The sequence below is a fragment of the Paenibacillus periandrae genome, assembly GCF_022458865.1.
In the GTDB taxonomy this organism is placed as follows: domain Bacteria; phylum Bacillota; class Bacilli; order Paenibacillales; family NBRC-103111; genus Paenibacillus_S; species Paenibacillus_S periandrae.
The window spans coordinates 1-24,825 of the sequence record NZ_JAJNMU010000002.1; the positions used below are offsets into that span (position 1 = coordinate 1).

27 protein-coding genes and 1 pseudogene are annotated in these 24,825 nt (G+C 44.6%); 3 read left to right on the top strand and 25 right to left on the bottom strand.

Features of this window, described 5'->3' with window-relative positions; genetic code table 11:
- Positions 1-364: 364 nt before the first annotated feature.
- Positions 365-841 (bottom strand): NUDIX domain-containing protein, encoded by a 477-nt coding sequence (locus LRL21_RS02575; RefSeq protein ID WP_240414206.1) that lies wholly within the window; start codon positions 839-841, stop codon positions 365-367.
- A 497-nt stretch (positions 842-1,338) separates the two neighbouring features.
- Between LRL21_RS02575 and LRL21_RS02580 the strand changes: the two genes are divergently transcribed.
- The 3 genes from LRL21_RS02580 (at position 1,339) to LRL21_RS46740 (ending at position 2,395) form a co-directional block, all read left to right on the top strand.
- On the top strand, positions 1,339-1,689 hold the full coding sequence (locus LRL21_RS02580; protein ID WP_240414207.1) for a hypothetical protein: 351 nt from the start codon (positions 1,339-1,341) through the stop codon (positions 1,687-1,689).
- A gap of 12 nt (positions 1,690-1,701) precedes the next feature.
- Positions 1,702-1,911 carry a helix-turn-helix domain-containing protein gene (locus tag LRL21_RS02585; protein WP_240414208.1) on the top strand — a complete coding sequence of 70 codons (210 nt, stop codon included), beginning with the start codon at positions 1,702-1,704 and terminating at the stop codon, positions 1,909-1,911.
- Between the two features lie 364 nt (positions 1,912-2,275).
- Complete coding sequence (locus LRL21_RS46740) at positions 2,276-2,395, top strand: hypothetical protein (protein WP_420832419.1); 120 nt, start codon at positions 2,276-2,278, stop codon at positions 2,393-2,395.
- A gap of 248 nt (positions 2,396-2,643) precedes the next feature.
- On the opposite strand, the gene LRL21_RS02590 is transcribed toward LRL21_RS46740, so the two are convergent.
- The 24 genes and pseudogenes from LRL21_RS02590 to LRL21_RS02700 all read right to left on the bottom strand — a co-directional run bounded on the left by LRL21_RS02590 (position 2,644) and on the right by LRL21_RS02700 (position 24,671).
- Positions 2,644-3,456, bottom strand: coding sequence for a metallophosphoesterase (locus tag LRL21_RS02590; protein WP_240414209.1), 813 nt, complete (start codon positions 3,454-3,456; stop codon positions 2,644-2,646).
- 423 nt (positions 3,457-3,879) lie between these two features.
- Positions 3,880-4,013: pseudogene (locus tag LRL21_RS47240) on the bottom strand (IS66 family transposase); the annotation flags it as partial.
- 214 nt (positions 4,014-4,227) lie between these two features.
- Positions 4,228-4,332 (bottom strand): IS66 family insertion sequence element accessory protein TnpB, encoded by a 105-nt coding sequence (gene tnpB / locus LRL21_RS46750; protein WP_420832424.1) that lies wholly within the window; start codon positions 4,330-4,332, stop codon positions 4,228-4,230.
- 518 nt (positions 4,333-4,850) lie between these two features.
- Positions 4,851-5,099: a hypothetical protein gene (locus LRL21_RS02600; RefSeq protein WP_240414210.1), complete on the bottom strand. Its 249-nt coding sequence runs from the start codon at positions 5,097-5,099 to the stop codon at positions 4,851-4,853.
- Positions 5,100-5,159: 60 nt separating this feature from the next.
- Positions 5,160-5,549: a hypothetical protein gene (locus LRL21_RS02605; protein WP_240414211.1), complete on the bottom strand. Its 390-nt coding sequence runs from the start codon at positions 5,547-5,549 to the stop codon at positions 5,160-5,162.
- 129 nt (positions 5,550-5,678) lie between these two features.
- The gene (locus LRL21_RS02610) at positions 5,679-6,044 is read right to left on the bottom strand and encodes a hypothetical protein (protein WP_240414212.1); all 366 of its coding nucleotides are present in this window, start codon (positions 6,042-6,044) and stop codon (positions 5,679-5,681) included.
- Positions 6,045-6,119: 75 nt separating this feature from the next.
- The gene (gene sigK / locus LRL21_RS02615) at positions 6,120-6,821 is read right to left on the bottom strand and encodes an RNA polymerase sporulation sigma factor SigK (RefSeq protein WP_240414213.1); all 702 of its coding nucleotides are present in this window, start codon (positions 6,819-6,821) and stop codon (positions 6,120-6,122) included.
- A gap of 232 nt (positions 6,822-7,053) precedes the next feature.
- Positions 7,054-7,266, bottom strand: coding sequence for a hypothetical protein (locus tag LRL21_RS02620; RefSeq protein WP_240414214.1), 213 nt, complete (start codon positions 7,264-7,266; stop codon positions 7,054-7,056).
- On the bottom strand, positions 7,263-7,967 hold the full coding sequence (locus tag LRL21_RS02625; protein ID WP_240414636.1) for an MgtC/SapB family protein: 705 nt from the start codon (positions 7,965-7,967) through the stop codon (positions 7,263-7,265). The genes LRL21_RS02620 and LRL21_RS02625 overlap by 4 nt, the downstream gene beginning before the upstream one ends.
- A gap of 85 nt (positions 7,968-8,052) precedes the next feature.
- Positions 8,053-9,057, bottom strand: coding sequence for a zinc-dependent alcohol dehydrogenase family protein (locus LRL21_RS02630; RefSeq protein WP_240414215.1), 1,005 nt, complete (start codon positions 9,055-9,057; stop codon positions 8,053-8,055).
- Positions 9,058-9,114: 57 nt separating this feature from the next.
- Positions 9,115-9,843 carry a glycerophosphodiester phosphodiesterase gene (locus LRL21_RS02635; RefSeq protein WP_240414216.1) on the bottom strand — a complete coding sequence of 243 codons (729 nt, stop codon included), beginning with the start codon at positions 9,841-9,843 and terminating at the stop codon, positions 9,115-9,117.
- Positions 9,844-10,068: 225 nt separating this feature from the next.
- Positions 10,069-10,872 (bottom strand): histidinol-phosphatase, encoded by an 804-nt coding sequence (locus LRL21_RS02640; protein WP_240414217.1) that lies wholly within the window; start codon positions 10,870-10,872, stop codon positions 10,069-10,071.
- A gap of 46 nt (positions 10,873-10,918) precedes the next feature.
- Complete coding sequence (locus tag LRL21_RS02645; RefSeq protein ID WP_240414218.1) at positions 10,919-11,788, bottom strand: carbohydrate ABC transporter permease; 870 nt, start codon at positions 11,786-11,788, stop codon at positions 10,919-10,921.
- 15 nt (positions 11,789-11,803) lie between these two features.
- On the bottom strand, positions 11,804-12,724 hold the full coding sequence (locus LRL21_RS02650) for an ABC transporter permease (protein WP_240414219.1): 921 nt from the start codon (positions 12,722-12,724) through the stop codon (positions 11,804-11,806).
- A gap of 82 nt (positions 12,725-12,806) precedes the next feature.
- A complete protein-coding gene (locus LRL21_RS02655) occupies positions 12,807-14,324 on the bottom strand; it encodes a type 2 periplasmic-binding domain-containing protein (RefSeq protein WP_240414220.1) in 1,518 nt (505 codons plus the stop codon).
- Positions 14,325-14,543: 219 nt separating this feature from the next.
- On the bottom strand, positions 14,544-15,224 hold the full coding sequence (locus tag LRL21_RS02660; RefSeq protein ID WP_240414221.1) for a helix-turn-helix transcriptional regulator: 681 nt from the start codon (positions 15,222-15,224) through the stop codon (positions 14,544-14,546).
- A complete protein-coding gene (locus tag LRL21_RS02665) occupies positions 15,151-16,893 on the bottom strand; it encodes a CdaR family protein (protein WP_240414222.1) in 1,743 nt (580 codons plus the stop codon). Before LRL21_RS02665 ends, LRL21_RS02660 begins: the two co-directional genes overlap by 74 nt.
- 272 nt (positions 16,894-17,165) lie before the next feature.
- Positions 17,166-18,044: a carbohydrate ABC transporter permease gene (locus LRL21_RS02670; protein WP_076231850.1), complete on the bottom strand. Its 879-nt coding sequence runs from the start codon at positions 18,042-18,044 to the stop codon at positions 17,166-17,168.
- Positions 18,045-18,062: 18 nt separating this feature from the next.
- Positions 18,063-19,028 (bottom strand): ABC transporter permease, encoded by a 966-nt coding sequence (locus LRL21_RS02675; protein ID WP_338044567.1) that lies wholly within the window; start codon positions 19,026-19,028, stop codon positions 18,063-18,065.
- A gap of 92 nt (positions 19,029-19,120) precedes the next feature.
- Complete coding sequence (locus tag LRL21_RS02680) at positions 19,121-20,629, bottom strand: extracellular solute-binding protein (RefSeq protein WP_240414224.1); 1,509 nt, start codon at positions 20,627-20,629, stop codon at positions 19,121-19,123.
- Positions 20,630-20,697: 68 nt separating this feature from the next.
- Positions 20,698-21,780 carry an amidohydrolase family protein gene (locus LRL21_RS02685; RefSeq protein WP_240414225.1) on the bottom strand — a complete coding sequence of 361 codons (1,083 nt, stop codon included), beginning with the start codon at positions 21,778-21,780 and terminating at the stop codon, positions 20,698-20,700.
- 218 nt (positions 21,781-21,998) lie between these two features.
- Positions 21,999-22,415, bottom strand: a complete 417-nt coding sequence (locus LRL21_RS02690) for a Rieske (2Fe-2S) protein (RefSeq protein ID WP_240414226.1) — start codon at positions 22,413-22,415, stop codon at positions 21,999-22,001.
- A gap of 219 nt (positions 22,416-22,634) precedes the next feature.
- Complete coding sequence (locus LRL21_RS02695) at positions 22,635-23,750, bottom strand: amidohydrolase family protein (protein WP_240414227.1); 1,116 nt, start codon at positions 23,748-23,750, stop codon at positions 22,635-22,637.
- 84 nt (positions 23,751-23,834) lie between these two features.
- On the bottom strand, positions 23,835-24,671 hold the full coding sequence (locus LRL21_RS02700; RefSeq protein WP_240414228.1) for a phytanoyl-CoA dioxygenase family protein: 837 nt from the start codon (positions 24,669-24,671) through the stop codon (positions 23,835-23,837).
- Positions 24,672-24,825: the final 154 nt, after the last annotated feature.

The window sequence follows — 24,825 nt, forward strand, 5'->3', positions numbered from 1 at the left end:
CGTCGATGAGCCTAGCAGGTCATATCCCTTTATTTGTTTTCCTGCAAGATATACTTAACCGTATAGGTTTCCCCGTTTTGCGGGCGGGTCACCCAACATCGCCGCCACCTCTGGTTCACTGCATTCCGGGCTGGACTTTGCCTGCAGGCCCTTCGAATTCCCTCTCGCAAGGGACACCCTGCCAATCCTACCCCTCTGGAGTCGGACCTCTACTTCGGCTACGGCACTTTAAAGGGTAAAGTTACCGAGTGGATTTGAACCACTTAGATTGTGCGACTGTGAGGCGCACCGCAAAAACAGGCTGCCATGGCAGCCTGTTAGTTTATTGAACTCGTATCCGTTAGTGCAATGACTTAATTCAATTTCAAACTAATACTTCATATTTGACCCAGCTACTGTTAGTTTGTATTGAGTTCTGAAGTTGAAATAATCCATTATTATTCGAATTAAATGCACGTATAATCTCTTTCGTTAAGTCGATTACCAATGGATCTCGCAATGCTTCTTCTATTGGTATAAATCTAGCTTCAGCAACCTCATATCCATCAGCACAAATAGTACCTTGCGTTACTTCCATTTCAAATATTAAGTATATCCCGTGTTCTGTCCCACTCGGAAGAGCCCGAACTCCATTTCTCACCCCAATAAGCCTTTTTGCTTTGGTAATTAATCCGGTTTCTTCTTCCACTTCTCTTATTGCAGTTTCTTGAAATGTTTCACCTTCATCAACAAATCCTCCTGGCAGCATCCAATGTCCCTTATTTGCTCCATAAGTAATCATAACAAGAAGAATATGTCCATCTTTGACGATCAAACCCGCTGCAGAACAAGAAACATTCATTTAATCACCATCCGTCATCCATTTTATTGCAATTATAGTGCAAGGAAGATTATAGAGTAAAATAATTAAATTCTATATCTTTTATACCTTATACCTATAAGCCGAGTTTGCAATTTCCCTACCCACAGATATTGAGCATAACTGCCCGTCCCTCAAAGGAAAACGGCAGCCGATCGTATGCCGGCTGCCGTCATGTCGTGATTGAACTTTCATGATCAGTTAACTTAAGCTGATGTAGAAGCAGACACTTTATCTACTCTAATTTCAGCATGGTGATAATTTGTCCAATTTCCATTCCCAACAATGTCAATGAGATATATGTCCCCTCCACCTTCCGGACCAGCTTGATCAGGTGTTCGCGGACCGTTCAATTTTGATGAACGTGTGCATTTCCAAGTATATGATTGTTCTCATCAAAGAAAGTCAGTGTAAGTTCATATTCATAAATCCCGGGTAGTTTACCACTAATCCATGCTTCAGCAACTGTGTAGTCTTGGATGACCTATTTTATCACCTTTAGCGGATCCTTGGTTCAGGCGATTCTCAGCGCAATGGGACTGCATCATTCCAATCTGTACCAGTTGGACACGCCGGAGCTTTTTTATGAGCTGTTCCAAACGTTCATGGAGGACGTACAGCTTAATCCCGAATTGACTGGAGCAGCAGGGAGCGCTGACGTATACCAGTTCTTCATCTTGCTCAAAACCTGTGGTCATGAAGCCAATGCACCTGCCTTGACTCAACGATACGAACGGTTAACCCCGTTGATTCAATGGTTGGAGGAGCAGTACGGCGATCTGGGGATCGGACTTCCCGATATGGCTCGCCAGTTGCATATGAGCCCGTAGCATCTGAATACATTGTTTCGAAACACCTTCGGAACAAGCCCTTATTCGTACTTACTCCAGCTGCGGCTGCAGAAGGCCAAGGAGCTTTTGGCTCAGAAAAGCGAGCTCACCGTCAAGGCAATCTCTGGCATGGTCGGCTTCACCGATCCGAGTCATTTCGTAGCAACGTTCCGCCGCCTGGAAAGGTTAACGCCGGAGCAATTCAAGAACATGTACCAGTGAGTTGACAGACGAAACAACGACGAATTTCCCTGAAGGGCTGAACGCTCTTCAAGGCTAACCGTGGAAAAACAAATAATATCGCTGGATCGAATCGCTCTAGGATTGCTCGGCTTTCCAGTTCAGCACACAGAACGCCTGTTCTGTGCTTACGATCGCTTAGCACCCTGCGAAGCGTTATCTCCGATCCTTGATCTCCGGGTAAAACTGATCGAGCAGTTGCTCCGTATCCCTGTCACTGATCGTGTACCAGCTCGTAATATTGAGGTCTGCCGCTCCGACAAGGAAGCGTATCTTGCATGCTCCCTAATATCGATGTCCGGCTCAAATGAGGCATACTGCTGAGGAGTCACGATCAAAAGGAAAGATGATTGATTTCGTGCTATCTGAAAATCGAAATGCTCCCGCAGCCAGACGATTCTTCACGAAGGTGTTGACTTCACCACACAACCAAACGCCGCGTGTTATCACCGTCGATAAACACTAGCTTACCCTACCGCGGTCCAGCAATTGAAGGATGAGGAGGCTGTAAATCAGGAACATTTTTAGGAAAACAGAAGTATCTCAACAATATATTTGAACAAGATCATCGATGCACAAGGAAAGGACAGGACAGGACAGGTCAATGCAATCATTCGTCTGTCCTCTCTACAGTTGAATTAATCCATAAATTATTTGGTTTTGCGGGTATCTTTAATTAGTTTCATTAGTTGCACCAAAACCCGCTCACCTCATCTATACCTGTACTATTTCAATAGATACTAGCTTCGAGAAAGGATTTTCGTTCGGATAGCCCAATGCATTATTTACTAGACGACAACCTTCGATCGCATAATCATTACTAGAATGAGTATGTCCGTAACACCAAATCTTTCCACGAGCTTGAGACAACCATTTGGAACCATCAAAGTAGAAAAAGCTTGTGATAGGATCTATCCGATATTTCCCATGCACATTAGACCAATCAGGTCCGACATGAGTAACTACAACGTTACACTGCTTAAATACTTTTGAGAGTTTCTCCTCTTCCTGAAGAAATATAGGAGACTCGATAATATAATTTACATCATTCATCGCTTGTTTCCACAGTTTATGGAGTCTTGCTTTTGTCATACCTAACTCTTGAATGCCAAACGAATAATCGTACCACATCCCTGTACCACCGAATGTTACGCCCTCAATTTCCATCAGATTTCCATCTAGCGGAAAAACACCAGGAATTTCTGCTGCATGCTGTTTCATTTCTCCCCAACGATTTATAGAGCTATTGTTATAACGCTCTCGCTGCGCGGAGGAAATCATATATAAGTCGTGGTTCCCAAATGTAAACAGTACATATTCGTAATACCGCCTAAAGCTTGTCAACATAAGAATATTCTGTTCATTGTAATGCCCTAAATCACCAGCGATTACTAGGACTTTTGAGGGTTTATCAGGCAATATATCATCAATGAATGAATCTATTTGAGACCTCATTCTATCCACGTTTTGAATAAAGGGAATCCAGAATTCAAGATGAATGTCAGAAATCAAATCAAAAGTTTGCATTGGCTCTCCCTAAATCTGATATTTTAACGGGATCATTCACTGTTCATCTATCTCGGCCACCACCAGGGTAGACCGAGTTGGAAATCTAGCCACTAAACCGATTAATTCCAAATAACAAATAAACCATGGATGCATCAAAGTGAACTGCACCTCGTCAAGTAAACAGTAGAAAAAAGAAAATTATCTATCCCACCTGGTTCCGAAATTTTATCGGACTGAGGCTGTTAAATTCCTCTCTAATCTTTCGTAATTGTAAAAGCATATGTAGGCATCAATATCTGTCTTAAATGCCTGCCTGGTAGCCTGCTGATTTATTTATTGAGTTCTTGTTTCTCTCTTTAGCGTATTCATGCTTACCTTGTCCCAAGGGCATTTATATGATCCGATACCTCTCGAAACTCTAATTCGCTCGGGTTCAGGCACTGCGATCACTTCGGCTTCATTAAATAGGTTCAGCTCCAGTTGATCTGGATGCGTCTTTTCGATGAAGTGCCAAAACGCTTCTGCTGCGCCAGACGGAACTGTTCTTCGTACCATGAGAGCCTGGCCGACAGTTCCCAAGCTCATGGACTTGTTTGTATTTTGTTGCTCAAGCTCGACGTTTTGCTGCTGGATTTGTTCTCTTCTATGTAAGGGATTCCGATTTGAAGATTCGACAGGATACGCGCCTTCTCCTACCGGCTACTACTAAATAGCCGCTTCCGGCGAAACGCGGGGATGCACCTGCTGTTGTGTAAGCGATAGCCATCGAGCAACCATCGTAGCCTCCCGTTAGGTGAGATGCAACGGAGTTATGCCGTCGGCGGGCCACCCAAACGTGCCGCTCAGTAGCCTGCGATAGCAAAGCCAAAATCCTATACGGTCCCAATGCGGGATTTTGAGTTCATCGTATGGGAAATTTTAATCATCGCTCGCCCATATCTTTACTAAATCTCGATAGCTTAAACTCTATTCTAAATACCACCTCACCGTTAGTAAAATGATCGCCGACTCATATTGAATTTATTTAAATAGATCCATTTCTGTTTCCAAAATAAGTTGCTCCATCCCATGACTTCATTATCAGTTAAGTTATCATGAATTAGAACTTTACACCACAACCATTTGGAGCAACCTCAGACGAGTTTAAGATGACTTATGCTATATAGCCTTTCCTCAGGCAATCCATTTAAGCAAATACTGTTTGCTGTTTCTTGGATAGACAACCTTAGTTAGGAGTTTGCCTTTTGCACAGTTCGTTCGATCAAAATGGACTGTTTAATCATCGCTCTTCATAGATATTGTCGATCTAGAACCACCGTCTTGCATATGCGGTTAGCTTCTTCCACAGGTCCAGTTTATAGTTGACCGCTTAATCAAACGGCTCTTGGGCAGCGATATCAGCCTTTACTCACTTATTTTCTAACCCTTTTCCGAAGGTGGCCCACAAAAATTTGATTTGGATCATTCGGGTTGTATTTGCGCTTCATCGCTTTTTCAAACTCATCGATCAACTTAGCAAATTCGCTTACATTTGGCTCAAGTCCAAACGTACGCTTCATGTCTCTATAGTGGCGAAAAAAAGCAGTCTTCGCTTGCTCACAAGGATACCCTAATTGCTGAAGCTCCGAAATAACGCCTTGTGCATAATGTTTTTTCATCATTCGTCGGTTTATCAACTGAGACATTAAGCTATTCCTTTCGATTTAAAGTAAGATCAAACATCAATCCCGATATTTATCAGTTATCCAACGTTCCTTATAAAAATTTTCAGCATCTTCTACAGGCATTTGTTTTAGGAGTTCCTCAAACTCAATAATGATCATAGCAGCATCCATTGAATCAGCATATCCCACTTTATCGAATGCAGCTATTAGTGAACCTACCGACTGTTTTAAAGTAATATGGTTATTTAAAACATAAGAAAAGTTGTCAATAAACAACTCACTATTAGAAAAGGCTGCTTTTTGAAGAATTGGATCTTTTGTTTTTAGAAACCCACGGATTGATTCAAGATAATTGGCAAAGCCGTTCTCACTCGGTAGTTTATCAATATGACGTTCTAAAAGATCGATTAAAATATTGACCTTTTCTCCGTCATTTAGCAGTGTCATTATTTTCACCCCAATTGTAATTTGTTTTCCACATGTTCTTCTTGACTAACTATTGTATTACAAATGTGATGATCTCTTTCTTCACAGATAAGCTGTTTTTTTCATTATTTACCTGCTTAAGCTAAGCCCTTAAGTAGGGCACGTTAACCATATCCCTTGCAAATCATCGATTTTCCACTCTAACACTCTGATGTACGCTAACATTTCCTCTTCCGTTTTTCGTGTGATAAATCCAGGAACACCATTCCTTTCAACCGTTATTATTTTCTCAAAAATATTACTCATTTTACTCACGGGGACACAGTGACTATTTTTAAAACTTAGTATTATTTTCGAAAAGTTTTCCCAATTGTCCAAACGATTTTGTAACAATATAAGCGTGTAATAATGGTCACAATTTGTGGTAAATGGATATTTATGATATCTCTTGGTTCGTTCAATCGTTGACTTTATACTATTTATGTTTTTTTCAACAACTTCCAGCAGCTCGTCCAAAACCACTACGTCCTTTCACTTATAGATTAGAGCCTGCCGTCCAGGCAGACTCGTTAAAGGTTCATATCCTATTTCCTAACGTTTCACCTTATAAAACTCATGATATAGCTTCATCAATGCACGCTTTTCGATTCGCGACACATATGAACGCGAGATGCCCAACGACTTGGCAATCTCTCGCTGCGTCCTCTCCTCACCGCCGGCCTCCAGACCAAAACGGCCAACAACGACCTCCCGTTCCCGCTCCTCTAAGATATCGAGATTCCGGTAGATCTTCGACTTTTCAATCTTTAGTTGCACTAAATCGGCAACGTCGTCGGCTTCAGACCCAAGAATATCAATTAACGTAATCTCATTACCTTCTTTATCTGTTCCAATTGGATCATGAAGGGATACATCCTTACGCGTCTTCTTCAGCGATCTCAAATGCATAAGTATTTCATTCTCAATGCAGCGTGCAGCAAAGGTGGCCAGCTTGGTGCCTTTGTCTGGGGAAAATGATTCGATCGCTTTGATTAATCCAATCGTTCCGATGGAGATGAGATCCTCCAAATCTTCACCGGTGTTGTCAAATTTTTTGACGATATGGGCCACAAGCCTCAGGTTATGCTCTATTAACAAATTTCGCGAATGCTGATTACCATCAGCCATTAACCGAAGGTGCTTTTCTTCTTCCGATTCAGATAGCGGCTGAGGAAAAGCATTGTTTTTTACGTACGAAACCAGCAGAACGACTTCTTTAATAAACAGAGCTATTGCTGAAAACAATCCAGGCACACTCGTCACCCCCACGTTGCGATTAGTATTATTTTATGTGGGCGAAAGCCTAAGCGTGCATGTACTTATTAAATTTGATGCTTACAACTCAGTAATAACTTTATTTCTTCTGAAGCCTAGTGTAAATAAATTAAAAATTAAGCTGCATGAAAAGGGAGGCCAACCTGATTGCTATTATGTCTCTTAAAGTTAATTCCTGGAATCTGCTCGTGTATTCAGCATGTGAAAGAATTTATTTATTATCTTTTCCGAGCACCTTGTTAATCGCCATGCGTTGCGCACAAAAAATAAGCCCCGCCCCGTTCAGGGCAAGACTTAAGCTGTTTATATTTTCAATATTAAGCTTTCGACATGGACCAAAAGAACCGATGCCAATCGCTTCAACCCTCTTATTCTCAAAAAAACGAACATGCAAGTAAATGCCTACACCATTTATAACGATCACATAGGCAATCGCTGGTGAACCCTCACCCTGTCATGGCCAGGACTTGTTTCAACTGAAAGAATGGATTCCAGTCCTTTAATTTGCTCGACCGCCAATAAGATTTTATTCCGGTCCTTAACCTGCAGGTTAAAATAGAATTGGGTTTTCGCTCTCCCGTCCTCGTCATCCATTTGATCCAAATCATGCGTCATTTTTACATTTATGATTTGAATGCCTTGTTCACTGAACTTATAAGCAATGTTTCCAAGCATTCCGGGATCATCATGTGCTTTGATCGTGACATCATTACTTCGGCGGTGCCTTAGCAAATACTTCTCCCATTTGTTTAACAGAAGAAGGCTGATAAGAACCAGAAGCGTCGCAACAAAGGCAGGGTATATAAACCCCGCGCCAATGCACAAGCCTATGCCTGCTACAACCCAAATGGAGGCTGCCGTGGTTAACCCCTTAACAGAGGAACCATTGCGGAGAATAGCGCCAGCTCCAAGAAAACCAATACCGCTAATGACTTGAGCCGCCAAACGGGCAGGGTCAATCCGTACGTTAGCCTCCGCAACAAACTCGGAGAAGCCGTAGATCGAGAGCAGCATAATGGTGGCTGATCCCAAACATACCAAAATGTGTGTACGGAAGCCTGCTGCATGGTTATGCCACTCACGCTCCATGCCAACCAATCCACCGAGAACAACAGCAAGCACCATCCGCCATATAAGTTCAATGTTGCTTATGAACCAAATGCTGGATATTCCGTTCAACGTGTTCACTTCTTTCTTCTCGCTTTCTGAATCAATAAACGATGATCCCTTTGGTCACATTCATTCCTGCATAATTACCCATAATTTGCGGTACTTCCCTTAGAGGGAATCGATGGCTGATTAACGGCTCCACCTTGACGATCTTTTGGTCAATCAGAGCGATTGCTTCTTCATGCGTATGTGGATTAATAAAGGAACCGAATATACAAAGCTCCTTGGTGAAAATCGCATAAGGGGACACTTGGATTTGCGTTGACGGATTGGCGACGCCAAATAGCAGCACCTGTCCACCCTTTCTTGCAGCTTCAATGGCAAGCTCCATTGATTCCTTGCGGCCCACGCATTCAATGATTACGTCGAATTCTCCCTTGAGCTGCTCCATTACTAAAGCGGTTGGCTGCACGACCTCATCAGCACCCAGTGCCAGCAACGCCTTATGCTTTTCTGCAGCAGGCTCACTAACCACGATCCTTGCTGCACTTTGCTTTTTCACCAATTGCAGGAATAATTGTCCGATAAAGCCACCACCGATCAGCAGCACGGAATGAATCGGGCGAATGTCGACTTTCTTGAAGCCATGCAGCACACAACCAAGTGGCTCAACCATTGCCCCCTCGGCAAAGCTCATCGAATCCGGCAGCAAATAGCAATTCGCAGCGGGTACGATTGCATTTTCACCCATGCCTCCATCACGTGTAACCCCAACAGCTTGAAGGTGGTCACATAGATGCGATTGGCCATTGCGGCAATACCGGCAGCTTCCGCAGTATATATTCGGGTCTATCGATACTCGGTCTCCTGCTTTTAATAGCTTCACATGCTCCCCGCATTCTGTGACAATACCAGCCAGCTCATGGCCGAGCACAAGCGGTGGGGTTACGGCTGCGGAGCCTGGATTTCCGTGATAAATGTGCTGGTCTGTGCCGCAAATGCCGCAGCTTTTGACTTGAATCCTCATTTCATCGGGTTTAAGCTCCGTTGTTTTCCATTCCAACACTTCAATCTGGTGAGCTTCTTTGAATACGGCTGCTTTCATTGCTCTATCTCCTTCATCCAATCATATAACCACACTTCATACGAACCGGCACAATGATTAAACCTCGAGACGCAATTTCGGGTTGCTTTTATATAAGTCAGCCCAACGCTCCAGTTCATCGGTCGTAACCAATGCAGCCGGGTATTTGTCCGCAACGATCTCCATTTCTTCCATAGAGTTGATCACTCCGGGACCACAAATAATGCCGTTATCTCTCATAAGCCTATCGTACACCGGTGTCAGGAATTTAAGCTGTGAACCCAGAAAGGTACAACGCATTTCTTTCATAAAAGGGAATACGTGCGGCATATTACCGCTGCAAAGTGCCCCTAATTCAATGTCCTTATCAAGCTCTCTCGTCCGCATGAGGGAGAAATGGTCGAACGATATAATCTGTGACTGTTCCAGTGTATCTGTACTGTAAACGACGTTAAGTGTTGCTTCCTCCAGATTGGGATACATGTCACCGGCCTGCTTCAGTTCGATAAGCACTTTAATTTTACCCTTGAGCAAATCCATCGTCTCTTCAAGCGTCGGGATCGTTTCCGTCCCACCAATTGAGAATTGCTTCAATTCCTTCAGCGTATAATCTCGAATAAATCCTTTCCCGTCGGACAACCGATCAATGGAATAGTCATGGGTAACAACCGAAACGCCATCCTTACTCAAGTGAACATCCAGTTCCAGATGGGTAAAGTTTAAATCGCAAGCTGCTTGAAACGACGACAATGTATTCTCTGGAAATTTCCCGGGATAACCACGATGTGCAATACCTCTGATTTTCATATAAAATTCCTCCATATACTATAAGTTTATTGTTTTTAATTGCGTCTGCACGACGGAAAATATACGGTTTCACTGTAGTCCTTTACTTCGGCACTGCAGGTCACACTGTAGCCGTCTGTCGTTAGTTCGAACATTCTTTTGAATTCAGATTGAAGGTCATGCTGCGCAAATATCCCGTCTCAGGTTGATAAGCCTGCGGCTTGTTTCATCGCTAGTTCCCTCGCATTAAATCGATATACTTACGGGCTTAAGGTTGCGGAACATGATCAATTCCTTATAGCCCAATTGCTTCAATAAGGCGGTTGTTGAATGCCAATGCTCCCCTACCCGCACAGGTCGGTGCGAATCGGAACCAAAAGTGACTTTAACTCCATAATGACTGGCTATTTCAAGCACCTCTCGGCACGGATTAATCCCTTCCCCACGCTCAATCCCTGAGGTATTGACCTCGTACACCGCACCGGTTTCTGCAAATACCTGCATCGTCTTTTCAACTAGCGGACCGCAGGATTGCATGAAATCCTTATAATATCGTCTGATTAAATCCATATGGCCGATTATTTGAAACACGCCGCTTTTGGCTGCTTGCTGCAGCAGGTCAAAATAGATGAATTTCTCCTTCTCCAACTGTTCCTCATCAAGCACCGTCCACAAACCTCTATCCGATATATGCTTGCCGCCGGAAATATGGATAGATCCAATGAGATAGTCGATGGGATATTTGCGGTATATGTCGGCATACAGCTTTATCGAATCCGTAAAATAATCCGACTCCACACCTATTAAAACTTCAATTTTATCTTCATACTGCTTCTTAAGCTTCACTACCTCTTCGATATACCTTGGAAACTCACTCTTCGCCATCGCCAATCCTGGTGAGGGATGGTCCTCTTCTACGGCAAAATAAGGAGAATGATCTGAAATCCCGATTGCCGACAAACCTAAGTCGATAGCGGAGCGGATGTAACTCTCAATTTCATCGACTGCGTGCCCGCAGCGATGATGGTGTGTGTGCAAATCAAACTTCATTTTATGACTTCCTCCCAATTGGTTCCAACCAATTAATTCATTCAGTTCATCCCTTTACGGAACCAACTAATGTGCCTTTTACAAAATACTTTTGAATAAAGGGATATACCAATAAAATAGGCAAAGTGCTGACCATAATGACTGCTGATTTCAGTGTATCGGCCGGCGGTAATTCATTCGTCAAATCCATTTGTTCATCTTGAAGTGAACCGCTGAGCAATATATTGCGCATGAACACCTGAATCGGATACTTGTGTGTATCATTCAGATAGATAGAGGCTTGAAACCATTCATTCCAATGATAAACCCCGTAAAACAACCCGATCGTAGCAAACGACGGCATCGATAAAGGGACAATGATCTTCATTAACACTTTAGCTGGTGAGGCGCCGTCAATTACGGCTGATTCCTCAAGCTCAATCGGAATCGACATGAAGAAATTGCGCATGATGAACGTATTCCACGCACTCACAAGCGATGGCAGAACTAATACCCATAACGAATTTTGCAATCCGATATACTTGATAAGTAAATAACTCGGGATTAAACCGCCGTGAAAGATCATCGTAATAAAGATGAAAGTAACAGCTATATTTTTCCCCGGCAATTCCCTGCGGGCCAGACTGTAAGCGAGCATGGCAGTCACGATCAAATTCAGCGCTGTTCCCACCATTACACGGAAGAGAGTAACTTGGTACGCACCCCAAATTAATGTGCTATCGAATAAAACCATCCGATAAGCTGTCCAATCCAACTCTTCAGGGAATAAAATAAAGGCACCTCGCCGCATCCACTCTTTTTCACTAACCAAGGAAGTAGATAAGACCGACAAAAATGGCAGTAAAAAGGCGAGAGATACGAGGACAAGGACAATGTAGATCAACCATTGGGTTGTTTTTTCTCTTTTGTTAATCATAGTATTTCCCTCCCCTTACCACAGCCCGGGCTGATCCATTTTTTTGACGATGTAATTGGCGAGCAGAATCAAGACCATACCCACAATATTTTTGAACACACCAATGGCGGCCGCGAAAGAATATTGCATTTGCAGCAGGCCTTGCCGATATACATACGTATCAATGATATCCGCAACTTGATACACAGACGGAGAATACAAAAGAAAGATTTGCTCGAACCCGGCTTCCAAAAATTTGCCTACATTCAAGATGAGCAGAATGGATACGACAAAACTAATGCCAGGCAAAGTAATATGCCACATTTGCCGTAAACGGTGGGCTCCGTCCATCTTGGCAGCTTCATACAGCTGCGGATCGATTCCCGCCATGGCTGCAAGATATAAAATACTGCCCCAACCTATTGATTGCCATACATCGGAAAGGACCAGGATGGTTCGAAAATAGGCCGGCTCACCCAAAAAGGAAACTGCTTCTTTACCGAGGGCGCTTAGAATGGCATTCAGAATTCCATTGTCTGTTGACAACAAATTGGTCAATAACCCGGCAACAACAACAATGGAAATAAAGTGCGGCAAATAAGAAATGGTCTGCACGCTTTTTTTGAACCATTTGCTCGTGACCTCATTCAATAATAGAGCAAGCAGGATCGGAGCGGGAAAACCAAAAAACAGTTTATACAGACTGATGATAACGGTATTTCCAAGCACATTCCAAAAATAATAGGAATCGAAAAAACGCTTGAAATGTGTGAGGCCTACCCACTCGCCGTCGAATATTCCCTCGATACCATCAAAAGGTGTGATGTCCTTGAACGCAATGGATACACCAAACATCGGAATGTAATGAAAGATGAAGAAGTAAAGCAGACCGGGAAGCATCAGAAAATAATAAAACTTCTGCCTTCTCCAAATATTCCCAAACCTCTGTGAATTCATAGTTGTAACTCTCCCGTCCAGCCATTCAGTAAGGCGATGCGGCAGGTCCATATAAACCTAACCTGCCGAAATGCAGTATGGCTTATTTCTTTTGTTTGTTATACTGTTCCGTTTGGAAATCAATCAGCTTATCAAGACCCGCCTTGTATAGCTCATCTACAAACTTATTGTAGTCACTAATTGGACGGGCACCCATAATAAACTTGATAACTTCCTCTTTCCGGAGACGATCCAAATCGCCCGCGTTCGGTACCTTTTCCTTCAGAGCCATCTGGTCATAAATAACACCGAGATCGAGAGGCATTTTCACTATATCAAACTTGGTTAATTCATTATTCAGAAAATTGGAGTGCTTAACCCGCAGCGGATCATTCGTAGCATACTTTCTTTCCATAGCCAGTCCAAGAGTAATCATAAACTCTCCGGCGTATGGACTTGGATTGAACACCTCGACGGTCTTCTTACCTTCATCAGCCCATTTCCAATGTTTGTCCTTTAAACCGTACCAGGCAGTCAAGTGGTTCTCCACGTTTTGATACTGCCAGTTAATGAATTTAATGACCCCCTCCGGACTTTTTGAAGATTTGGTTACGAGCATGGCCGAAGATGTTCCAGGATATGCCGTTTGGAAGTAACCTTTAGGTCCTTTGATATCAGGAATAGCTTGGTAGTCCATCTCCTTCACCGTCTGTGCCACTTTCGGCGCATTAACAGTCAAATTAGAGTACCAGATGTCCACCGCACCGACACGATTGGTCTTCAACATTTCCAGTACATCATACTTGGCGAACGTTTCACGATAAATGTAGCCTTTCTGGTACCAGTCAGCCATCTTTGCTAAGAAATCGACGTAACCTGGCTGCAGTTCGGGAATTTTCAGTTTGTTATCCTTTGGGTCTATCCAATTGCTGTAGCCGTTCTCGGTGAATGCGCCGACCAAGCCATATTGAAACCGGTCGTCCAGCAGGATTGGAATAGAATCGTCCTTCCCGTTGCCATCTGGATCTCTTTCCTTGAAGGCTTTAAGCACATTCTCGAATTCATCAAGCGTCTTCGGCATCGGGAGGTTCAGCTTCTGCAGCCAGTCTGCCCGAACCCAAAGCGGGAAAGGGGCTGTCGTAATAATTCGTGGAATCCCCCAAATTTTCCCGTCCTTATCCGTCATCAGCTTCCAAGCATCGGCGTCCCACGCCTTCTTGATGTCGGGACCGTATTTGTCCAGAAGATCATTCAATGGAATAATGGCCTGTTTGTATTCATCCCAGCCTCCTTGAAAGACATCCAGTTGGTCGCCTGAGGCGAGCAGAACATTCAGCTTATCCTTCTCGGAGCCTTTAGGAGGGATGATTGCCTTTGCTTCTACGCCAGTTTGTTCTTTGACATATTTCGTCACTTCTTCCAGCGCTTTCGGGTCACTGCCTTCCGGTTTGCGGGAGATCGCATTCGTGTTCATATAAATCACGATTTTGGAAGCGTCCTTAGACTGTTCTTTAACCGCGCCTCCCGCCGCTGGTTTAGCCGGCGTATTGTTGGAGCACGCAGCAATGAGTGTGACCATCATTGATGCGGCAACGGTCGTTCCAATCCACTTTCTGTTCATTCTCTTGTTACCTCCCCATATGTTTTCATTTGTTCGCGGTCGTTATTAAGACCTTCTTCAATGAAGCGCTTTCATCCCGCATTCAGAGCATAGCATGCTTAAAACGACGAAATATATAGTAGTTTCACCATGTCAAAAGATTAATGTGGAAAATGGCTGTGTGTGCCCATCAAGTGGGCTTCTTTCCTTGATTTTAATAAATGTGATATCAAGATTATATTACTCCCGCACATGCTGCTTACGATATTCTCCAGGGGTCATGCCCGTTGCTTCTTTGAACAGTTTAATAAAATAATACGAATTCTGGTAACCAACGCTTGTGGCCACATCGCCCACCTTCATGTCTGTCGTTTCCAGCAGCAGCTTTCCCTGTTCAATCCGCCGGGACGTCACAAATTCAACGAACGTCTTGCCAACAAATTGCTTGAAGAGGCGGCTGACATAGGAAGGATTGAGCGACAAGCGGCTGGCGACTGCATTTAGGCTCAGATCTTGGCTCAAATCCGCATCAATGATATCCAGTATTTTGGTAATATGATTGGTACCTTTAGCATTAAATTCTTCCGATACGGATACAATCACCCGATCCGTAAGTTCCTCGAACCAGTCGGTAATATCCTCAATCCTCTGTTTATTCGCAAGCTTCTGATAGGGATCCAGCCCGAACAACGTATCCGTCTTGCCTCCGATCGCCGAAATCCCATACTGCAGACCCTGGAGCAGCTGTGCAAAGAAAGAACGGGCTTCATTGTAGTGGATGCGTTTCTCTTTGATGCTCTCCACAATGGCGTCCAACGTCTGCTTGGCCTCCTCCGATTTCCCCAATTTAATGTTGGCGACATACGCTTCGGACAACTGTTTGAACCAATCCTGGTCCCCACTGGAAATCAAAGAAGACATCACCAATAAAAATGACTTGATTGCCGCCATATAAAAATCTAAATTGCAGAGATTCCAATGCGCCGTGATACGAACCCGGAAGTGTGGACATATCGCTGCACGGACTGCCAATCCCGATTGTAAATCCGTCTCCCATTGATTCCTGTAGCTGCTGCATCACACCTTCAGCAATCAAAAAGACATTATCCAATGACAAGCTTCCCATAGTCATTACAATTGCAAGCTTGTCATCCTCTACTTCCGTGATCAGGACCTGCTCGCCGTCATAACTGCACTGCTGCAATAAATGAATGACCTTGATTCGGTACAAATCAATAATTTTCGGATCCTCCGCCTCCAGCAATATAGTATAGTTATCCATGGATACGACAAAACAAATGACAGGACCTAATTCAAATTCGATTCCTAAATAATCAAGCTTGGCATTAATCTCTTCTTCTGTCCGGGTACTCGGCTTCAGTAACGAAACAATAAATTTTTCCCTATAGTAAGGCAAGCTTTCCTGCAATCTGTCAATGATCCGTTCTTTCTCATATACGGTCAACCGAACGAAATCGGCAATGTCTTGAAACTCATCCTTCAACTCCGGTTTGGAGCTGCCATCCGCTTTTTGTTTTTGTATTCTCATCGTATCCATCACTTGCTGAAGAGGCCGATACAGCTTTTTGGAAGATAAAAAGGCAATTAAAACGGTCGCAAAAATCAAAAACAACGATGACATGAGAATCTGCTGCTTCAGGTAGTTCAATCCTTGCTCCAAGCTATCCATACTCGTATAATTGACGAATGACCAGCCAAGCTCGGGCGAGAACGTGCTGGTGATCAGCATGTTTTTCTGGATAACGGTATTATTGGTATCTTGGAACACACGTGTATCGTCCTTGATGAGTTCAAGCAGCTCGTCAGTCGTTTTCTCCCCGTGGGATTTGAAGATCAATCCACGTTCCCGGGAAACGATCAGCAGGTTATCCTGATCCGACAGCTTGGATACGATCTTGTCCTCAAGCTTGTCCACATCCAGATTAATAATAAAGGCATTGGACACACTTGAACGGATGATCAGAGTGATTACATTTTTCAAGCTTTGATTCGCTTGCACGGCTGGACGGGTATCGAGAAAAACCACGCCACGCTCGTCGAATCGGTCCAGTGAATCAAACCAGTCCTTATCATAAAAGGAACCATAGTCGTATTGTTTGAGCAAGGTTTCGCCGCCGAAAGTTAACACGATGCTTTTGTCACGGTCATAATAATACACCGTATCCACATAAGAACTGGACAGTTTAAACAGATTGATGCTGTTTACGGCTTCATCTTTGTTTCTCAAATACCAGTAGTTGGTCGGCAAATCCTCCGTTTTCAGATTCCCCGACAAGTTCTCATAATAATACCCGTTGGGAAAATTCTCGAAATTACGAAACGACGTATTATAAATGACTTGCTTATTGTTCTCTTGTATTTGCTGTACCAGAATCTCCATCGCGCTTTTCATTTGATTCAAAAGCACTTGGTTTTTGGTGCTGGCTTCCTGACGAAATACTTTCGTGACATTTACATAAGCCAAGATTGATGTAACCATATTCGGAATGATGGCAATCAACAAGGAATAGGTTAAAAGCTTCACGAAAAACTTTCTGCGATGAAATAACTTGCTGACATAAGTATTCATTTTTATCACAAGCACCTTCCACTCAATTTCACGGGTTATGTACCTTATCGGTAACACCTGCTCATTCCGCTCCTTCAATATATCATGATTTGAAATCAATACGGTATAATTTGAAAACAATACGATTTAAAAAAGAGGACTTCGGATCTAATTACTTTTTTAAATGAAAAATAAGCCCGCCCCGGGTCAGGGCAAGGCTTAAGTCGTGTATTTGCTCAATTCTAAAATTTACAAATATTACCTTCATTTACTTCGCCACAGCACGTTTAACCTTACCCTTTCACTGAACCAACCATGACACCCTTCGCAAAATGCTTTTGCAAAAAAGGATAGATGAACAGGATAGGAAGGATCGCGAGGATAATGGCCGCGGAACGGACAGTCTCCGACGGCGGGGCTGAGTCGCCGATAGAGGCTTCCATGCCGGAGGTTGAAGCGCGGTTATCCAGTACCAACGATTTGACCAGTACCTGCAGCGTCCATTTTTTGGAATCAGTCAAAAACATGAGCGCATTAAAGTAGGTGTTCCAATGAGCCACAGCAAAAAACAGAAAAAATGCGGCCAAGGCCGGCTTGCTGAGCGGCAGGATGATACGACCAAAAACACCCAGGTCCGTACAGCCGTCGATTTTGGCTGACTCCATCACCTCTACCGGCAATGAATCCATAAAGCTTTTGACCACGATCAGACTCCATGCATTGGTCAGCGACGGAAGGATCAGTGCCCAATACGAATTCATCAAGCCCAGCTCCTTAACCAGAAAAAAGCCGGGGATTAACCCTGCGCTGAACACCAGAGAAAATACAACGATCCCGTAAATCCATTTTCGGTGAGGCAATCTTTTTTCGGTCAAGCCGTAAGCCATCGTAAAGGTAAAAGCCAAATTTAAAATCGAGCCTACAATCGTAATAAACAATGTGCTGTTCAAGGCATTCAGAAAACTATCCGATGATAAAATATAGGCATATGCGGCCAAGGACCATTTTTCGGGAAATAAATGGAAGGTATATGGAACGTAAACGGCTCGATCCGTCAAGGACAAGCTCAACACATAAACAAAAGGAAACAGACAGGATACCGAGATGATCGCCAACAACGTATAATTCACGATATCAAAAAGCGTTATTTTTTTATGCTGCACAAAGCTCATGGTCGATTCCCCCAGCCTTTAGTAAATGCCTTCGTGTCCCAGTTTTTTGACAATATAATTCGAGGCCATGACCAGCGCCAGACCAATAAGGCCTTTAAAAAATCCGACGGTTACACCCACACTGTACATACCACGGAGGATTCCGTTATTGTACACATACGTGTCGAATACATCGCCCACATTACGCACTAACGGGTTCATCATCAACAGAACCTGCTCAAAATTGACATCGGTAATATGCCCCAAGCGGAGGATTAACAGGATAACGATCGTCGGGCGTATGGCCGGCAAAGTCACATGCCAGATTTGCTTGAATCGACCGGCACCGTCGACAACGGCTGCCTCATACCTCTCCGGGTTGACGCCTGCTATGGCAGCCAGGAAAATAATCGTTCCCCAGCCCGCATCCTTCCATATGCTTTGTACCGTGACCATTCCCCAGAACAGCTTGCTGTCATTCAGAAAGGAATATGGCTCCAAACCGACAGCCCGTATGACCTTGTTAATCAAACCGACATCAACAGATAACATGAAAAAGGTCAGACTCGCAATCACGACCCATGACAAAAAATGCGGCATATAGATTAACGATTGATTCACCCTTTTGAACACTTCGTGACGAACCTCGTTGAGCATAATTGCCAATAGCACAGGCAGCGGAAAAAAGAACACAAGCCCGAATACATTGATCAAAAGCGTGTTGCGCAGCATGATATAAAAATGCTCATCCGCAAACATCTCGTTAAAATGCTTCAGTCCCACCCATGGGCTGGCAGCGAATCCATCAATGGGGCTGTAATCTTTAAAAGCAAGCAGCAGCCCCCACATCGGTACCATCTTAAATACAGCAAAGAACAGAAATCCGGGTATCACCAGCAAATACATATGCCTGTATTTCACATATTGCGACCACGCTGAACGCGAACGGACCCGTTCCCGGGAGTTTGCTGCCGTTTTATTCCATGCTGCCTTTTGAACTTCCATTATCATGCTCCTTCCATTAAAAAATGGGAGGGTCAACGGATAGGCAGCCCACAACGAGCCTACTGTTTGTAAGTTCCGTTGACCTGGGTTGATTAGTTTCCGAAGTATTCCTTATAGCTGGCGGCAAGCTCTACGAACGATTTTTTCAATACGGCGTTATTCCTTAAGCCTTCAATATATTGCTTGTATTGATCCATCGTAATGATGCCCATAATGGCTTCCGTTCTTTTCTTTTCAAATTCATCTGCAAATTTCGGCCATTCCGCCGTCCAGGTCGTCGAACGGATAATTCGGAAGGGATCGACCGTCAGCTCTTTATATAATGGCTTCACTTTTTCGCGATTTGCCAAATCGACTTCAATCGGGGCAAGTGGGCTGTCTACTTTATCCCACTCGTTTCTTTTAATTGTAAACGGATCATTCGTAAAGCTTTGAATTTCCTTGAGACCGATATCGGTCATGATGTACTTTCCATTTTCCACCTTATGGTGGATGCCCTCATATCCATAAAATAACGCTTGGGAATTTTCATCGCTGGCCGCCATGTTGAAAACATCAAGAATTTTTTTAACTTTTTCTTCAGGCACTTTTTTGGAAATGAACAGCCCGCCTGTAAACCCCGGCTCCAAATAAGCGCTGTAGCCCCCTGGCCCTTTTAGTGAAGGGACCAGTTCTACACTGGCTTTGGGATTAACCTTTTTATTTTCCTGATCCATCCGGTATTGATGCCAGAAATTTTTGGTATGAAATATCGTTTTACCGGAACCGAAGAAATTATCCGGCTCAAGGCCTTTGACTGCGGAAAACTCCTTGGACATCAAGCCGTCCGCATATAACTTATGGTACCAATCCACCATGTCCGTATAAGCATCGCTTAGTAAATTACGGTACATGCCGCCTTCTTTGTTGTATTGTGGGGTAAAGGTGCCAAAGGAAGAAGCAATCGATTCAAAAAACAGCGTTCCTATCAGCTTGTTGCCAGTGTCCTTAGCTTTGATCTGTTTTAACGCCGTGTACAGCTCATCTGTCGTTTTGGGTAAAGGCAGGCCTACATCATCCAGCAAATCCTTGCGGATCATCCAGCCTGTATTGATCTGAGAGCGGGCTCTCGGAATAAAGAAATACGTACCTTTATATTTGGAAAACTTCCATGCCGCTTCAGGTATGTTCTTTTTCAAATTCGGATATTTGCTTAAATCCCCGATCAGAGGACCTAAATCCCAAAAGATGCCCTTATCTACCGCGTTTAATGTACCGATATCATGAGGGTTCTGAGCGGATACGACATCCGGCAATTCCCCGGTCGCCATCGCCAGATTCAGCTTCGTTTGAAATTCAACATCCGGAATCCATTCAATAGCCAGCTGCAGGTTGTTATCCTTCTGAAACTTGGTCCAAAATTGATTTTTCATGTCGGGAACCGCAGCAAAGGTTGATACCATCGTGCTATAGGCAAAGGGCTTATTGTCTGCTGCAGTCGGCTGACTGTCCGTCCCCTTTGCATCATTGGCTGCTGGGGCCGTACTACAGGCTGCCAGCGCAGATAAGGCCATACCCAGTGCGAGATACCCGGCTGTTCTTGACAACACTTTATTTTGCATGCCAATCATCCCCTCATTATAGAAATCTTTAATGCGCCCTTGTTAAACGCTTACAAGTATGTGTCTAATCAGAGCTTGTAAAGCTGTTTGGCATTTTCTTTAAAGATTCTCTGCCATAACGGCTCAGGTAATTTAGGAAATGCAAGCTTCGGAGAATCAAAATCCCAATGCGGGTAGTCGCTTGAAAACATCAACAGATGCTCGGCATCCATCATTTCCAGCGTTTGCAGCAGGTGGCTGTCATTGTCAGGCCGCTCCAATGGCTGCGAAGTGATCCGTACATGGTCGCGCAAATAATCGCTCGGACGTTTCTTCACCCAGGGAACCTCATAACGGAGAGCTTTATATTCAGCATCCAGTCTCCACATTAAAGCTGGCAGCCAGGATACGCCGCCTTCTACAAGCACAACTTTAAACCCGGGAAACCGTTCAAAGACTCCTTCTGTGATAAAGCTGACCAGATGCGCCTGAAAGCCGAGCGAAAGACAGGTGTGCCACTCAATATAATGGGTTGGATACCCCGGAGTAGGCTGAATATTAATGCCCATACCGTCCGTACCCGGATGAATGGCCAAGGGCAGTCCGGCCTCCGCACAAGCCTCATAAATTGGGTAATACTGCCGCTGTCCAAATGGCGCCCTTGCACCAGAATCCGTCATCACCTGAACAAAATGCGGATGGCCCGCCCATCTTCTGATCTCTGCCGCTGCCGCTAACGGGTCTTGGTGGGCAATCGTAATGGATCCCTTGAATACACCGTCACCATTGTATTTGCCAAGCCAGGTATCCGCAAGCCAATCGTTAAATGCAGCAGCTACGGCGGTTGCATAATCCGGATCGGGGAGCAAATTACAGAAGGCACGAGGAAGCAGAATACAATGATCGATACCATATTTCAGCACATGCTGCTCTCGCAGAAATTCAGGGTCGGAGCCGCTGGGTCCCCCGCCAGGGGGCTTGGCATCCTGCCGATCGCCATGCACAGGATTACCGTAATGGCCTCTCCCCCCACCGCTGAACCGTTCCCGCCAAGGCTGCTTCATGTAGGACTGGATTTCTTCCTTGTTTTTCGGATAGGGATGTACATCACAATCAATGATTCCGGTTTTATTGGTGCTCCGATGATGAGCGCTCTTTATCTGCTCCTCCATAATGAGGTACCACCTCTTTCTGTGTTTTCTAGAAGTACGGTGAATAAGTCCCGCTGCACAGCCAAATATCCTTCCGATCGCTGTTGAAATCGTGAAATGGGATGAGATCAAGTGGTTTATTCACGATTTCAAAGGCGAGCGCTGACGCTTCTCCAGGATCATTTGGCTGCTCCGCTTGTTATTCACCACACTTCTAGCGTCTTGCCGAATAACGTACATTATCTGTTCACAGAAACCATAACCATAACGCGCTCCTCTTCGACACTAACTGGGAACGTCTCCAGCTTGGGCTGCTCCTCCTCCGGGAGCTCTACCTCAACCTCATAGGTCTTCACCCAGCAGCGATTGGGGTCAAACAACGAGTGCCCGTTCGTTAGATCGAATTCCCAGCCATGCCATGGACAGCGGAGAATCTCTCCTTCCCGCCCATACAGAAACTCTCCGGGCTGCGAGGGTAGCGTCGTTCCTGAAACATTGCCCACACATAATGGCGCCTGCTGGTGAGGACAGCTGTTTTTCACCGCGTAGTACGTACCATTAACATTAAAAACACCCATCGTAATGCCTTCTACCGTAACAATTTTCCTTTGACCCGGTAAAATTTCACTGGTAGCCCCTACCAAATGCTTGCCCATCTGACGATTCTCCCCTCTGTTTTACTATACCTATTTACTTTATAAGTCCGGTGAATAAGGAGCGGAGCGGTCAAATAATCCTGGAAAAGCGGAGCGGTCGCCTTTGTTTCCGTATTTATACAGCTAAATGTCTTATACGATCAGAGAAATATGGAAACAACAGCGATTGGAAGGATATTTGACCGCGCAGCGGATAATTATTCACCTTATTCACCGGACTTATAACCCATAAAACTCCTCCGCATTTTCAAAAAAGATACGATTGTACAGCTTCTCCGGAAGCTTGGGAAAAGCCGATTTCGGATTGTCAAAATCCCAGTGCGGATAATCCGAGGAGAACATCAGCAGGTGCTCGGCATCCATCATTCTTAACATATCCATAAAATCCTCGTCATTGCCTGGTCTTTCCAACGGCTGCGAGGTAATCCGCACATGGTCACGCAAATATTCACTTGGCATCTTTTTGACCCAGGGGATTTCGTGACGTAATGCCTTGTACTCCATATCGAGCCGCCACATCAACGGAACCAGCCATGTCGAGCTGCCCTCGACCAGCACGATACGCAGATCAGGGAACCGCTCAAACGTTCCTTCCGTCAAGAGACTGACCAAATGTGCCTGAAAGCTGAGCGACATACAGGTATGCCATTCAATATAATGGCTTGGATTGCCTGGAGACGGAAGAATATTAATACCAATGCCATCTAATCCCGGATGCAGAGCAAGCGGTAAATGATGTCTGCTGCACGCTTCGAATATCGGATGAAAATTCCGGTGTCCCATCAGAAATCTTGCTCCCGAATCGGTAGTCACCTGGATAAAATGCTTGTGCCCTGCCCAACGGTCGATCTCCTTGGCAGCCGAGGCGGGATCGCTGTGATTGATAACGATCGACGACTTGAATATGCCGTCATGGTTATCGCCCGGACCGATCCATGTATCCGCGATCCACTCGTTATAGGCCGAGGCAATTGCATTCCCGTAATCCAGATCGGGAAACTGGCAGCTGTTCTCGCGCGGAATCAAGATCGCGGTTTTGATATTATTCGCTTCAAGCAGCTGCTTGCGCATGAAGCCCGGGTCAGAGCCAGCCGGACCTCCGTCGGGTGGAATCGAGTCCTGACGCATACCGTGGGAGGGGTTGCCGTAAAACAACCCTCTCCCTCCTCCCCGAAACCGTTCTTTCCAGAACTTCGGCAAGTATTGCCTAATTTGATCCATGCTTTTGGGTATCGGATGCACATCACAATCGATTATGCCGTGCTTCACTTTCTTTCTTGCGGCTCTGGAAGTGTCTGAAGGTTCGTCTACTGCTGCCTGCTCATTTACTGACATTGCATATCCCCCCTGCTTAAGCATAGTCATTATGGTTGCTCTATCGTTAACCTCATCCATTTACCTGTTCATTGCTCTACCTATTTATTTGCCCACCTGCTGGGGTGCATGCTCCTTCAACCATAACTTAAGCGGCACCTCTTCATCCGTTGGTGTGTAATACCCGTTGCAGTTAATCCCGTCACCCAGCAGCTGCCGTTGTATCGGATCACACTTCTGATACAGATTCTGCACCGTCATATCGTCCTTCGTCCGTATCCAACGGTAGCCGTAACCATAGAAGAGCACCTTGCGCGTAATGTCAGACCAATTCGGACTGGCCGCATGCCACAACCGCCGGTCAAAGAATACAGCCGTTCCCGGCTTCACACATACGGGAATTGCTCCCTCGAGTTGACCGATCCCATTCTCAGGTCTGACCATTGTATTATTCAAATGGCTGTTGGGAACAATCCAGAAATTACCGCGTCCTGGCTCGGAAATATCCGATAAAAAATATGCTACTTTCAACGACATACGTGGTCGCGGCTCCGATTCCATTTCAATATTCATCCGCCCGCTGTCCTGATGCCAGCCGAACGTTTTATCGTTCTGCTCCGCACCGCTCGGTGGGGTAACGATCATATGGGCATGATACAAATAAATGTTCCAGCCCAGAATACCCCATACTTTGGGAAGCACCTTTTCATAATCGAGTAAATCAAGGAAAAGCTGATGATCTGGAATAAAGTTGGGATGAAACAATGCCTTGGTTGTATCATGACCAGCCTTTACCTTCGTTTCGAATATATGGTCAACCTCTTTAGTAAGCGCTGCCACTTGCTCGGGCGATAAAGCATTTTCCAGGATCAGATACCCTGTCTCGTTAAACGTTTGACGCTCTTCCTCTGTTAATGCATACTGCAAACTAGATGGCTCCATTGATCATTTCCTCCATTTCAAATTATGATGGCCGCTTGGCTATCTCTAACATAAAAGCTTGCTTCTTCTCTATCAGCATAGTCCCTTTTTTCCTTCAGCACCATTAACGATACCCGCCTCTTTGTACGATCTTACGATTGTGGCAAAATTTTTT